This window comes from Methylomonas sp. AM2-LC (assembly GCF_039904985.1).
Lineage (GTDB): Bacteria > Pseudomonadota > Gammaproteobacteria > Methylococcales > Methylomonadaceae > Methylomonas.
On the sequence record NZ_CP157005.1, the window covers coordinates 4,300,805 to 4,315,128 of the forward strand.

The window sequence follows — 14,324 nt, forward strand, 5'->3', positions numbered from 1 at the left end:
TATGGTTTATATACCTACTATACACACAGTTAGCAAAGGATATTTAAACATGAGTTTACAAGTAGGAATTGTGGGCTTGGGCAGGATTGGCCGTGGTGTGTTACGCGCCAACTTTATGCGTAACGCCGCTGAAAGGTACACCATTTGCGTCATCTGCGACATTATGCCCATCGATCATGTGGCCTATCTAATTGCTCACGATAGCACTTATGGTCGCCCACCATTTAGTGTGGACTGTGATGAAAACGATTTGATTTTGGATGGTTTCCGAATTCATTACGAAAGAGTAGATCGGCGACGCAGCTCACCTGAAGAAGATAGTTTTGGCAGCTTAAGACGCTTTAATCTAGATGTGTTGTTTGATGCCACTGGAACGGCCAATATTGCTGATTTTCGCGCCTTACTGACACAAAAAATCGCAAAAAAAATTCTTTGCACCTGGAATGTTACCGGTTGCGATATAAGTTTAGTTTATGGCATCAATCAGCAGGATTATCAGTCAGATAAACATCAGGTTATTTCCGCCAGCACCTGTACTGGAAACGCCATGGTACCTGTTTGCCATATACTCGACAAACACTTCGGCATTGAACATGCCCGCATTGTCACTATTCACCCTCAACTCTCTGATCAACGAGTACTTGATGGTTATCATGCATCGTCACAACTAGGACGTAGTAGTGCCATTTCGATTATCCCAACCACAACCAATGTTGGTAAATCGACCGAACTGGTGCTCCCGGCGCTTTGTAATAAACTAGATTCAATCTCCTACCGAGTGCCTACGGCGATTGTTTCAATTATCGATTTTAGCGCAACCCTCTCACGTGACACCTCACTTGAAGAACTTACTTCACTTTTTTCCGATTACGCAGAAAATCAGCTAGCGGGAATTTTACATTGCGAATATGGTGCATGGGGACATCAAAAGGCCAGCATAGATTATCTGGGTACAGAATATTCGGCTATAATTTTAATGAATCATTTATCGCTTAGCCAACATCGACATATTGGTATCGCTCTTATGCACGATAACGAATATGGCTACTGTTGCCGGGTGCTGAATATTCTGGGTGTATTAGCTGAACAAGCAGATATATAAGAAAAGACTTAATTATGCATTGGATTTGCTTGATTTTTTGCATTTATTCGAAAAATGATTGAATTTTTTCTGAATTTTCCCTATCCTTAAGCAGTTTTTTTACCAACACAGCTGTACATACCATCAGGCGATGAACGGCTCTTTTTTAATCACAACGAGAGATCATAATAATGAAAAAATCATTTGGTTTGTTAGCATGCGTTACATTATTGGCCATTAGCAGCCAAGTATCTGCAAACACCGAAGAAGAAATTGGTGCAAAAATCTATGAACGTGCTTTTGGCCGTGGTTGCGGTTCTTGCCACGACGTTGCCTCTAATCCACAACTGTCAGCCCTGATTAAAGCTGGCAAACTGCCTAAAGAACAATTTGCAAAAGTTATTAAAGAAGGCAGAAACGGTATGCCTAAAGCCTCTGCAGCTATTATGGAAGTGGGTCCAGTTAAAAAAGCTGGCTACACAGAAGACCAAGCTATTGACGCTGTATACGAATATTTGAAAAAATAATCAAGCGCATCAAAAAAGCCGCCTTATACATTTAGGCGGCTTTTTTATGCTTAAAATTAGAGCTTAACTCCGTTAACCAAGTATTTCCTGAAATTAAATAGTTAAACTTTTCTTAACAGCAGCAATAACTGCCAGCCAATCGTCTTCTTGATTCTGCCGAAATAATGTGGCCGTTGGATACCAAGGACTATCATTCCTATCCAATAACCAGCGATAATCAGCCACATAAGGTAACAAAATCCATACTGGTTTGCCCAATGCACCTGACAGGTGGGCAATTGCGGTATCGACTGAGATCACCAAATCCAGCTCAGCTATCAGCGCAGCAGTGTCTGAAAAATCGTGCAACTGCCCCTTATAAGTATTGATTTGTGGGTTATTAAGCAAAAACTCGGCATCACAGTCTTTAATATCTTTCTGAAGTAAATGCCACTCAATATCTACACTCAATAATGATTTAAAAGTCGCCAAGGGTATACTACGTTTATGATCATTACTATGCCCAGTAGACCCAGAACAAACCAACCCCACCCGTTTACGGCATTTTACTGGCAATTCCTTTCGCCATAATCCTTGCTTTTTCTGATCAGAAAACAAATACGGCACATGGCATGGAATAGTTTCTAATTGAGTTTTAAAGGCTAGCGGCAAACTCATTAACGGACAATGTACATCAAATGCAGGCAATATATTACCGGATTCTACTAGGGTAATATTGGCATTTAGACTTACCAATAAAGTAATCAAGGATTTTGGCACTTCCAGAATAACTCTAGCCGCCAATTTAGCCACCATAGGCACATAACGGCAAAACTGTATACTATCCCCCAAACCTTGTTCGGCATGCAAGAATATAGTTTTCCCGGTAAGAGGCGTTTCACCCAACCACAACGCTTGCGCGAAATGTCTATTAGGACTAGAAAAATCGGATGTTAACCACCGCCATTCATAAAGCCGCCAACCTTCAGAAAAATCGCCCAACAACAACTGTAACAGCGCCTTGTTCCAATAAGCTTCGGCATAATCCGGCTTTAAAGTAATAGCTTGTTCGTAATTTTCCAGCCCTTCGGTAAAGTTTTTAAGTTCAGTCCAAGTAATGGCGCGATTATAAAAAGCCTCTGCATAATCAGGACGTAGTGCAATCGCTTCGGCAAAATCGGCAAGGCTTTCTGCATAGCGTTTATGTACAGTTAGAGCCACACCTCGATTAGTATAGGCTTCGGCAAAATCGGGTTTTATGTCGATCGCATTGCTATAACAGGCAAGAGATTCTTCAATCTGAAGGCAATCAGATAAGGCAAAGCCACGATTTACATAGGCTTCGGCAAAATCTGCCTTTAGTTGTATAGCATGATCATAACTCTCTAACGCTTCAGAAAAGCGCTTAAGTTTATGTAAAGTTATTCCTCTATTTGAATAAGCCTCTACATAATCAGGCTTTAATATTAATGCCTGCTCATAACTAGTCAAAGCATCTTCATAGCGATTTAACTGATTTAAGCAAATGCCACGATTGGAATATGCCTCGGCATTATCTGGCCTCAATCCGATGGCCTGCTCGTAACAAAGTAAAGCTTCTGAATATCGTTTTAGCTTACTTAGAGTAATGCCCAGATTACAATAGGCTTCGGCATTATCTGGCTTTAAAGAAATAGCCTGTGCATAACTGGCCAAGGCTTCATCGTAACGTTTGAGTTTACTGAAAGTGACTCCTAGATTGACATACGTTTCCGCGTAGTCAGGTCGTATAGTGATTGCATGTGCATAACTGGTTAAAGCTTCGTCAAAGCGTTCAAGCTCAGATAAAACATAGCCCCGGTGTATATAGGGCTGTGCATAATCGGGTTTTAAAGCAATTGCGCGTTCGAAACTAATAAGAGCTTGCTCAAAACGGTTAAGTTGGTAGCAGGTAATACCACGAAAACAATACACCTCTGCGTAATCCGCTTGTAAACTAAGGGCTTTGTCATAACACAAAATAGCTTCTGTAGGACGCTGGAGTGCGTTTAAAACATTCCCTAACTCGGACAACGTAACAGCTTGCTCTGGATTGATACTAATTGACTTTTCCAGCAATACTGCCGCTTGAGTAAAACGCCCAAATCGTAACTCGATACTACCTAAAATATTTAAGCAAAATGTATTATCTGGATAATAAACCAATAGTTGTTGGCAAAAAGAACTGGCGTCATCAAAACGTCCTTCATCAATTAATTGCTGAACTTTAAGTAAGAGGGTGTCTGGATGGTAGTGATTTTGCTCTTGCTGCATACGGCTAAACTCCGTTAATCAAACCGGAAATATCTGCGATTATTTAATCCATTCTATAAACAGCTTAACCCGCTTTCTAAGCGAAAAAAGTTAAACTAAACTGACTTAATACGCAAATAATATAAGAAATAACGAGCATCGATTAAGGCAATGACAACCGGATAGGCAAGGCCTATAATGTCAGCAAGGAGACTGTCGCGAAAGCATCCCGCTACCAACGGCACCTGGTCAGGGATGACCCTCGCCTGCAATTTTTAACCTTACACTGCAAAGACAAAAGACTTAAAAGGGCTTAATCACAGCCAGAAATACAATTAGAAACAAAAATAACACTGGAATTTCATTAACCCAACGGAAAAACACATGGGAGTGCATATTCCTGTCGCGCTTGAAATCAAGCAGCCATTTTCCACAAATTAGGTGATAGATGACCAAAAAACCTAATAATACAAATTTTATGCTTAACCAAATACTGGCCATATATAACGACCAGGCATAATCTGACAGCATCCATACCCCAAACCCCAAAGTCAAAATCATCCCTGGGGTCATAATACCAAAATACAATTTTGATTCCATAATCTTAAAACGTTCGCGGCTTATTTCGTCTTCACTCATGGCGTGATACACAAATAATCGTGGCAAATAAAACAAACCAGCAAACCAGGTAACCATAAAAATCAGATGTAACGATTTTAACCAAAGCACGGTATTTCCTTTAACTTAAACTTTATAATAGGAACGAGACGGCAATACATACATCTGCGTTCGGGCACTATTCGGATAATTCTGGCCGATGGTAACGTATAATTAAAAATAAATTTCTTACGTAAATAAACAATCCAGTACTCTGCCCCAAAATAAAAACCCAATCTTGTTTATGTATAGCATAAACCAGAGTAATTGCTCCACCCATAATGCTAAAGTACCAAAACTTTACAGGTATAACACTTTGTTTTTTTCGTTCACTCGCCATCCACTGAACAACAAAGCGAGCCATAAACAGCCCTTGACCCAAAAAACCGATCACAAGCCAAATAGTTTCGTTATCCACGTAACACCTCAACAATGGTGGGTAGGCTATGACGGCTTTTCAACCAGATCACGCCCAATAAATCGACAATCCCAATAAACATTCTATCCAATGTGCCGTAGTTGGAAATTCCAAATTTTCGAGTTCTATGCTTAACTTTAACAGATACCACCTGCCCACCCGCCATTTGCATCAATGCGGGGAGAAAACGATGCATATGATCAAAATAAGGCAAACATAAGAACTTATCGCGACGAAACAGCTTTAATCCACAACCCGTATCTGGGGTATGATCGTGCAAAACAGCCTGCCTTACCAGATTTGCAACTTTTGAAGAAAAACGGCGCCACCAATTATCGTGCCGATCATGCCGATAACCGGCCACCATCCATAGCTGATTAGCCTGTTGCTCTATAATAGCCATTAGCCCAACAATATCTGCCGGATCGTTTTGACCATCACCATCCATAGTGACAATCCAGGGGTATTGCGCAGCCTGCACACCAGTATGTATAGCTCTGCTCTGTCCACAGCTATGTTGGTGTCTTAATACCCGTAACGTTGGAAAGCTCTGCATAGCAGACTCTAGTTTACAACGGGTTTCATCCGTACTGCCATCGTCTATAAATATCATTTCATACGCTTCCAGATGGCTTAGTGCTTGATGAATCTCTACTATCAAAGCCGCAACATTATCCATTTCATTCCGAACAGGAACCACAACTGAAATCATCATAAAGTCAAAATCTTAAAAAACTTGGAATTGTAACAAAGGATTAGAAATGGGTAAGCAGATTATGAGTAGTTTTTTATAATGCATTGACATTTGTGCTGTGTACCACCCGCCTAAATACCAACCAATACTCCCGATGCGGCTGAAAATAAAATGCATCGCTAGGCTTATCCTTTTCCACCGAAAGTAAAAAGCCATCGGCATGCTGCTGAGTCCATTCCGACACTTCAGAAGTTGTTAAGGTCTGTAATGGTTGTGTTAAACGCCCTAAAAAATGAAGTTGTCCTTGATAATTTCCAACAAAAGCACAAGGAATACCACGCGCATATAACCCCTGCAATTGTAAGGCAGCCGGACGTAGATCATAAGCCAACCCGGTATAGCGAAAGAAATAAATAAATCCTACAAATACCGACACCACCAAAGCAGTAGACACGGATATTACAGATAATTGCCTCCAAAACACGGTGACAGCGACCATTATTAAGGCAATGACCAGTATCGCAACGCCCCAACCAATTTCGATTACCTGCACCCATTTTAGGTTCGACAACCCAGGCACATGGGGAAGTAGCATCAAAAATATTCCGACCAATGCAAATACAGTGGGTAGCACTAACTCAGCAGACAGATTAGCAGCCTGAGCATTCTTTAGCAAAACTCGAGTTGTTAATAAAGCAAATGCTGGAAGTATGGGCAGTAAATAATGTATCTGTTTACTGGGTAACAGAGAAAAAATCACCAGCCCCGACAATAACCATAACCAACAAAAGCGTAAACCTTTATCAATGGAAAATTCCATTTTCAGCACATTCTTCCAAAAACGTGGCCAAAATAACCAGGGAAAAAGTACTAAAGGTAAGAACTGAATATACCAAAATAGTGGACGGGAATGAATTTCGCTGGCGATAGTACGATCTGCTGTTTGCTGCCAAAATATTTCATTGGCGTATGCAGAACCCCCATCAACAGCTGCAGGTATGGCCCAAAGCAGAGCAATACCAACCCCCATCAGTAATGCCGCAAACAGGGTAACAACATAGCTAACCATTTTATTGATGGGTGCCGTATGCCAAAAACCAATTAAAGCCGCCATGGGCAGCAAATGCAGAAAAATTACAGGGCCTTTCGCCAACAAGCCAAAACCTATTGCCACCGCAAAATATAAACACGCTTTATACTTTGCTCCCTGGACTAACTCCAGTAAACCCAACATTCCTAACAAAACATTACAGGTCAGCAAAATATCGAACATAGCTGACGTGGCAAACAAGGTCCATAGCAAAGTTGCCATTAAAACCCAGGGTACTAACAAAGCGATTTCGCTTTGTTCTGGCCAAAGTTTTTTGGCCAATTGACGAATCAACAGCAAATTCAGTAAGGCGCAAAACGGTCCAACCAGCCTTGGCGACCATTCATTCACCCCAAAAATAGCCCATCCAATATGAAACAGCCAAAACAACATCGGGGGTTTGTGGCTATAGGTATGACCATTCAAAAAAGGCACCCAATAATCGCCTCGCAACCACATTTCCCAAGCCACACTCAAATATCGGGTTTCATCGATAGGAATAAACGGCCGAAAAAAAACGGTTGCTGTCAATAACATCCAAAGAGGCAATATACCCCATCGACAAATGAAATTTTTCTGCATAAACTTCAGCATGTTAAATTACACAATTGACTAAAAATCAAGCAGATGCCGCTTGCCATCGTAGCGTTTCACCAGCCAGTAAAGGGGTTATATATTGTCCTGGTTCGCCATAATGAACAGGAACAGTCCATGGCTGTTTCTTCAAAATCAGTTTAGCTGTATTGCGTGGCAATCCGTAGAAATCCGCACCGAAAAAACTGGCAAAGCCTTCTAATTTATCCAGAGCATCTGCCTGTGCAAAGATTTCAGCATACAGTTCCATGGCGGCATACGCAGTATAACAACCCGCACAACCACAACTATTTTCTTTTAACTCAGTTAAATGTGGAGCGCTGTCGGTACCCAGAAAAAATTTGGGGTTGCCACTGGTCGCTGCGGCCAGAAGTGCCAATCGATGCTGTTCTCGTTTCAGGATCGGCAAACAATAAAAATGTGGTCGTATTCCGCCAGCCAGTATCCTATTTCGGTTAAATAACAAATGTTGCGGCGTGATAGTCGCTGCGACATTCGCATTAGCCGCTTCTACAAACTGTACGGCTTCCAAAGTAGTCAAATGTTCTAATACAATGCGTAAACAGGGAAATTTTTGAGTAACTGCGCTCAGTATCGTTTCAATAAAAATTTTTTCCCGGTCAAAAATATCTGAGGCTTGATCGGTCACTTCCCCGTGCACCAATAATGGCACACCCAGCTCCTCCATACTGGCCAGCAGAGGATAAATTGATTTAATATCCGCAACACCTTGTTCTGAATGAGTGGTGGCACCTGCTGGATATAATTTGAACGCATGTACCGCATCACAGGCTGCCACCTTTTCCACTTCCGCAACAGAAGTATTGCCAGTTAAATAGAGCGTCATTAACGGTTTAAAGGTAGAATCGGCCGGTAATGCACTTAAAATTTCTTGTTTATAAGCCAACGCCTGCTCTACTGTTGTCACTGGCGGCTTTAAATTTGGCATAATAATAGCCCGTCCAAACTGTCTGGCGGTATGAGCTATGACGCTCTTTAAAACACTGCCAGTTCTAACGTGTAAATGACAGTCGTCGGGTTGCGTGATGGTTAAACTATCCATTATCTCGGTGTTTGATTAAAATACTCTGTTATTCTACCATCAAGGGTCTTGAAAAATTCAACCCTAGCCCTCAGTAACTCTTTTTAGCCTATTGGAGCAGCAGATGCCTATTTACGAATACCAATGCAATGCTTGTGGTCATCAACACGAAGCCTTACAAAAACTTGGCGCCGAACCGCTAAGAGTTTGTCCTGCCTGTAACGAAGCCGAATTGAAAAAGTTAATTTCTGCCGCTGGTTTTCGCCTGAAAGGTGACGGCTGGTACGAAACCGATTTCAAAAGCGGTGCCAAAAAAAATGTAGCCGGTGAATCCAAAACACCTGAAAAATCTGCCAGCTCAGGCGGCGGATGCGCGGGTAGTTGCGCTTGTCATTAAATTTTTACAGCTATTGAATACTCTGAAGTAGGAATAAGCCTATCGTTTGGCGCATAGCGTGTTTAAACAGAGAATTAGGCGGTATTATTACCGCCTAAAACCCGCTATCTCATACCCCAACAAAACATCTTTGTGCCAAAATTTGATGTGCAAGAAGTCTATATATGGGAAAATTAATAGAATAAACGGGTATTCAATCGAATCAGGTCGTTCCTAAAAGATACCGCCACCAAACTTCCTTTACAAACTGAGAAAAAACTATGCGTAGCCACAAATGTGGAGAATTGAACACCCAACATCTTGGTCAAACCGTTGCCTTATGCGGTTGGGTACATAGACGCCGTGACCACGGTGGTGTTATCTTTATTGATCTGCGTGATCGGGCAGGATTGGTGCAGGTAGTGTTCGATCCTGATGCGGCTGATAGTTTTGCCATTGCCGAGAGTGTGCGCAGTGAATACGTATTACGTATAGAAGGTGTGGTTCGCGACCGCCCAGATGGAACTCAAAATGCAAATATGTCGACAGGACAAATTGAAGTACTGGGTAAACATATCGAAGTACTAAACGAATCGGAAACCCCACCATTTCCACTGGAAAGTGACATTGAAGTCAATGAAGAAACCCGTTTGCGTTATCGATACATAGACTTGCGCCGCACTGTCATGCAGCAAAAAATGAAAGTACGCCGAGATGTCACCCGCAATATGCGCCAATTTTTGGATGACAACGAATTCTTCGAAATCGAAACGCCTTATTTGACTAAAGCCACTCCTGAAGGTGCGCGCGATTACATCGTTCCCAGCCGCACTCATCAGAATTCTTTTTTTGCACTGCCACAATCGCCACAACTGTATAAACAGTTATTAATGATTGCGGGTATGGATCGCTACTATCAAGTAGTACGCTGCTTCCGTGACGAAGATTTACGCGCCGACCGCCAACCCGAATTTACTCAGCTGGACATCGAAACTTCGTTTCTAAACGAACAAGCCATTATGGATATCATGGAGAAAATGATACGCCGCTTGTTTATCGACATCATCAATATCGACCTAGGCGAACCGTTCCCAGTTTTAACTTATGCGGAAGCTATGCGCCGTTACGGTTCTGATCGCCCAGACTTACGCATTCCATTGGAACTGGTAGATATTGCCGAAGAAATGCGCGATGTGGATTTTAAAGTATTCTCTGGCCCCGCCAATGACCCACAAGGCAGGGTTGTGGCTTTACGCTTACCAGCAGGCGGCGATTTAAGCCGTAGCACTATCGACGAATTAACTAAATTTGTTGGAATTTATGGCGCGAAAGGTTTGGCTTACATTAAAGTTAATTCTTTATCCACAGGCATCGACGGCCTGCAATCACCCATCGTCAAATTTGCCAGCGCGGATGTGTGGAACAAAGTGATGACTAAAGTCGGTGCTGAAGAAGGTGATCTGATTTTCTTTGGTGCAGATAAAGCAGGTATCGTCAATGAAGCCATGGGCGCACTGCGTGTTAAACTCGGCCTGGACCGTAACTTGTTAACCGGTCTGTGGAAACCTTTATGGGTAATCGATTTCCCCATGTTTGCCTGGGATGAAAAAGCGCAACGCTTTTCGGCCATCCATCATCCATTTACTGCACCCAGCTGCTCTAAAGAAGAACTGGTTAACGATCCCGGCAATGCCTTATCCCGCGCTTACGATTTGGTGTTAAACGGTACCGAAGTCGGTGGAGGCTCTATTCGGATCAACCGTACCGACATGCAACAGACGGTGTTTGATATATTGGGTATTGGCCATGAAGAAGCGCGCGAAAAATTCGGCTTCCTTTTGGATGCTTTACGTTATGGCGCGCCACCCCACGGCGGTATCGCTTTTGGGCTGGACCGCCTGGTGATGTTAATGACGGGTGCCTCTTCCATCCGTGATGTCATCGCTTTCCCAAAAACACAAAGCGCAGCTTGCCCATTGTTTAATGCACCAGCGCCTGTTAGCGAGGAACAATTGAAAGAATTAGGCATCAGATTAAGAAAGCCAGCAGGTAAGGATGAAAAACCTGAGTAAAAGTGCTTATCGGCAAGAACAGCTTTAGTTATTGAACATGCCGTGTGGTGTTAAACATTCCCACCCGGCATACTCAACTTATCGCTCTGCCCCTAATTTTTGCTGAACGGATCAGCATTACAAACTTAGCAGTAGACAAATCAACATACATTGATTGCTTACGCTAAATGATTATGCAAAATATAGGTTTGTAACATGACTAACACTGCTTTACCCATTCATGACTATGCATTGCTGGACGACAGCGAGTGCGATAACCGGATTCAGGCCGCCAAGGCCAAGCTAGGTGATCGCTGTATCGTGCTGGGACATCATTATCAACGCGATGAAGTGTTTAAACATGCCGATATTTATGGCGATTCACTGAAGTTATCCCGTGAAGCTGCAAAATCCGCCGCTGAATACATAGTGTTTTGTGGTGTGCATTTTATGGCTGAAGTGGCCGACATTTTATCGCGCCCGGAACAAATCGCCATTTTGCCCGACTTGGCGGCGGGATGCTCGATGGCCGATATGGCAAATAAGGTAAAAGTGCAGCAGTGCTGGGATGAGTTGGGCAAAGTCATCGATGTTGAAAATACTGTCACGCCCGTCACCTATATAAACTCTGCGGCTGATTTAAAAGCATTTTGCGGGCAACACGATGGCATAGTCTGTACTTCATCGAATGCCGAAAAAATCCTGAACTGGAGTTTTGCGCAGCGCGAAAAAATATTATTCTTTCCAGACCAGCATTTAGGCCGCAATACTGGCTACCGAATGGGCATACCATTGGAGCAAATGGTTACCTGGGATTTTAATAAACCACAAGGTGGTTTAAGTGAAGAACAAATTCGCAACGCCAAACTTATTTTGTGGAAAGGATACTGCTCTGTACATCAGGCTTTTCAACCTGAACAAATCGACGCATTTCTGGAAAAACATCCAGAAACCAAAGTTATTTCCCATCCAGAAGCTTGTTTTGAAGTTTGCCAGAAATCGGACTATATTGGCTCAACTGAAATGATTTTAAAAGTCGTCCGCGAAGCAGAAGCCAACACCCGCTGGCTGGTGGCCACAGAATTAAACCTAGTCAATCGCCTGCATCAGGAATGCAAAGCACAAGGTAAAAATGTACATTTTATGGCGCCTACTCTTAGCATGTGTTCCACCATGTTCCGTACCGACCCGCAGCATTTAGCCTGGATACTCGAAAATCTAGTTGCAGGCCATGTGGTAAACCGGATTTCCGTACCTGCTGAGCAAGCAAATCTAGCAAAAAAGGCCTTAGATAATATGCTGGTGGCATCGTAAGTAAGAAAACTGACGGCTTTTTTAAAATGATAGGAATAGTAGTTACTAACATCTATATAATATCCAACAACTTATAAAGCAGCTTTCGACTTTAGAAGGGACAACAGGCAAATTTCAGCCAAAGCGACAATCGGTACGATTTTGCCGACGACCAAAAATAGGAAATAAGCAGACGTTTGATTTGCAGCAGTAGGCTGGATTGAATGATAATGAAACCCAGCTTCGAAGCTGATAAGCGTTGTAATCTAAAGGATAAATTGAATGCAAAGAAAATTGCTAATTTTGAAGAATTTGCTGGGTTTCACGTTGTTCAACCCAGCCAACCCTATTGCAAAATAGACACACACCTATTCAATAACTCTTCATTATCTATGTTTACTAAGTTTAACCTTTTTCTTGCGTGTGTAATGTTTTGAAAGAGCATTTTAGCCGGGTGATAATATGCGCCCCCCCGATAAATCAACTCCCCACTTTCATTATAAGAAAAATACTTGTCAATCGTTACAGCTACGCCGTCAAATTCCTGTCCTATTACCTGATGTGATGTCTTTTTAGATAATTCCGATATTGTTCATGATGCTCTTTATTGTATTGCGATGGAGTAAACCTCAGAATTTCCCATCCACTACTATCTAATGTCCCAAGATAGCCCTTTGCATCTTCAAGGCTTTTGAAATAATTCAGTTCAATATTGCAATTATTTGTGTTAACGCAATGTAAAAATGTCCTATCTTGGGCAAAGTAGACACCTAACTAGCTCGTAGATTAGGCTGACATCAGGTAACCCCACGATTGAAGCTATAAACCTGAAATATCAGGTAGTATTTTTTAAGGCATATGAGAATTATAGCTAATCTGCTTCGAAATATTGGGCTTCGCGTGCTCTGCCCAACCTACATTTAGGGATTTTAACTGGAAATTAAAGCTAAATTCACATTCTTCCGAAATGGGTCGAATCTACCCAATCAATGTTACATAAGTCAAAACTCAATTCAGGATTTGTCAGATAGAAACTGAGCTAACACACAAAAAACAACAGATTTTCTGTCAAGCGACGACCTGCGTCAGCTAAGAACGTCGCCGTTGCGCTGCCTTTTTAAGTGCTCTTTCTTCTCTATATATAGCCAGATCTATCATTTCCATTGCTATCATATCCGGCGTTTCCAATGTAATTTGCCCGATAGTACCGGCCCGGTATTCATTCAGAAACAATTTTGCCGCCTTATCCATATCCACTTGCTGCCCAGCTCTTAGGCAACCGCGTTTTTTACCCAGGGTTTGCAAAAACACCTGTGGATCGGTTGGCAGATTGTCCATTTGATAACGAGTTTGCAAGAGTGCAGGATACGCTTTAAGCAAATATTCAGCCGCAAACAGGGCAATATCTTCGTGCTGGAATGCGGTATCTTTAATGGCTCCCGTTACGGCCAGACGATAACCACTGTTACGGTTTTCGACATTCGGCCACAAAACACCTGGCGTATCCGACAGCACAATATTATTTTTAAGATTAATACGTTGCTGTTGCTTGGTAACTGCGGGTTCATTGCCGGTTTTGGCAATTGTACGTCCAGCCAGCACATTAATAATAGTAGACTTACCGACATTCGGTATGCCCATAATCATGGTACGAATGACTTTATTTGCCTGAGTTTTTTCAGGCAGCATGCGTGCACAAAGTTCTAAAATCTGCTTTATTTTGTCTGGCTGCAAGGTGGTCACCGCCAAAGTTTTCACGGCCTGTTCCTGCTCTAGATAGTTTTGCCATTCCCGAGTGAGTTCGGCATCTGCCAGGTCAGTTTTACTGAGAACACGAATGGTGGGTTTATCGCCCCGCAAGTTTGCTAACATGGGGTTTTGACTACTATAAGGTATACGAGCATCCAATATTTCTATCAGTAGATCAATATTGGGTAAAGCTTCGCGAATATCTTTACTGGCCTTATGCATATGGCCGGGATACCATTGAATCAACATGGCGACTTGGATTGTCTGTTCAAAAAAAACCTATAGTATTAAGAAAGTTTACGATTAGGCATAGTATACACCGATGCCTATGTACTGAAAGGATTTGCAATCGCTAAAATCCATGCAATCCGCGGAGATAATCTATCTGGCCTATTAGATAACAGGCCAGATAACCTAATTTTGCGGGTCTCTAATCCAGACCATTCCTAAATCAACAAAACTAGAACGCTAAACAGAAAAATAACTGTTCAGCAATGACGCG

General features: G+C 42.3%; 12 protein-coding genes. 5 read left to right on the top strand and 7 right to left on the bottom strand.

Going from position 1 to position 14,324, the window contains the following annotated elements; genetic code table 11:
* Nucleotides 1–49 precede the first annotated feature (49 nt).
* Together ABH008_RS19115 and ABH008_RS19120 are read left to right on the top strand one after the other, a co-directional pair.
* Nucleotides 50–1,102, top strand: coding sequence for a glyceraldehyde 3-phosphate dehydrogenase NAD-binding domain-containing protein (locus tag ABH008_RS19115; protein ID WP_347987204.1), 1,053 nt, complete (start codon nucleotides 50–52; stop codon nucleotides 1,100–1,102).
* A gap of 170 nt (nucleotides 1,103–1,272) precedes the next feature.
* Nucleotides 1,273–1,608 (top strand): c-type cytochrome, encoded by a 336-nt coding sequence (locus tag ABH008_RS19120; protein ID WP_347987205.1) that lies wholly within the window; start codon nucleotides 1,273–1,275, stop codon nucleotides 1,606–1,608.
* Nucleotides 1,609–1,701: 93 nt separating this feature from the next.
* On the opposite strand, the gene ABH008_RS19125 is transcribed toward ABH008_RS19120, so the two are convergent.
* The 6 genes from ABH008_RS19125 to pyrC form a co-directional block, all read right to left on the bottom strand.
* On the bottom strand, nucleotides 1,702–3,879 hold the full coding sequence (locus tag ABH008_RS19125) for a tetratricopeptide repeat protein (RefSeq protein ID WP_347987206.1): 2,178 nt from the start codon (nucleotides 3,877–3,879) through the stop codon (nucleotides 1,702–1,704).
* A gap of 282 nt (nucleotides 3,880–4,161) precedes the next feature.
* Nucleotides 4,162–4,587, bottom strand: a complete 426-nt coding sequence (locus ABH008_RS19130) for a CopD family protein (protein ID WP_347987207.1) — start codon at nucleotides 4,585–4,587, stop codon at nucleotides 4,162–4,164.
* Between the two features lie 67 nt (nucleotides 4,588–4,654).
* Nucleotides 4,655–4,933: a lipid-A-disaccharide synthase N-terminal domain-containing protein gene (locus ABH008_RS19135; RefSeq protein ID WP_347987208.1), complete on the bottom strand. Its 279-nt coding sequence runs from the start codon at nucleotides 4,931–4,933 to the stop codon at nucleotides 4,655–4,657.
* Nucleotides 4,926–5,648, bottom strand: coding sequence for a glycosyltransferase family 2 protein (locus tag ABH008_RS19140; protein ID WP_347987209.1), 723 nt, complete (start codon nucleotides 5,646–5,648; stop codon nucleotides 4,926–4,928). The genes ABH008_RS19135 and ABH008_RS19140 overlap by 8 nt, the downstream gene beginning before the upstream one ends.
* Nucleotides 5,649–5,721: 73 nt before the next feature.
* On the bottom strand, nucleotides 5,722–7,299 hold the full coding sequence (locus ABH008_RS19145) for a glycosyltransferase family 39 protein (RefSeq protein WP_347987210.1): 1,578 nt from the start codon (nucleotides 7,297–7,299) through the stop codon (nucleotides 5,722–5,724).
* Between the two features lie 37 nt (nucleotides 7,300–7,336).
* Complete coding sequence (pyrC, locus tag ABH008_RS19150) at nucleotides 7,337–8,374, bottom strand: dihydroorotase (protein ID WP_347987211.1); 1,038 nt, start codon at nucleotides 8,372–8,374, stop codon at nucleotides 7,337–7,339.
* A gap of 103 nt (nucleotides 8,375–8,477) precedes the next feature.
* Between pyrC and ABH008_RS19155 the strand changes: the two genes are divergently transcribed.
* The 3 genes from ABH008_RS19155 to nadA all read left to right on the top strand — a co-directional run bounded on the left by ABH008_RS19155 (nucleotide 8,478) and on the right by nadA (nucleotide 12,094).
* On the top strand, nucleotides 8,478–8,750 hold the full coding sequence (locus ABH008_RS19155) for an FmdB family zinc ribbon protein (protein ID WP_347987212.1): 273 nt from the start codon (nucleotides 8,478–8,480) through the stop codon (nucleotides 8,748–8,750).
* Between the two features lie 260 nt (nucleotides 8,751–9,010).
* Nucleotides 9,011–10,801 (top strand): aspartate--tRNA ligase, encoded by a 1,791-nt coding sequence (gene aspS / locus ABH008_RS19160; protein ID WP_347987213.1) that lies wholly within the window; start codon nucleotides 9,011–9,013, stop codon nucleotides 10,799–10,801.
* Between the two features lie 195 nt (nucleotides 10,802–10,996).
* Entirely contained in the window at nucleotides 10,997–12,094 is a 1,098-nt protein-coding gene (gene nadA, locus ABH008_RS19165) for a quinolinate synthase NadA (RefSeq protein WP_347987214.1), read from the top strand.
* A gap of 1,068 nt (nucleotides 12,095–13,162) precedes the next feature.
* Here nadA and ylqF read toward each other — a convergent pair.
* Nucleotides 13,163–14,071 carry a ribosome biogenesis GTPase YlqF gene (gene ylqF, locus ABH008_RS19170; protein ID WP_347987215.1) on the bottom strand — a complete coding sequence of 303 codons (909 nt, stop codon included), beginning with the start codon at nucleotides 14,069–14,071 and terminating at the stop codon, nucleotides 13,163–13,165.
* Nucleotides 14,072–14,324: the final 253 nt, after the last annotated feature.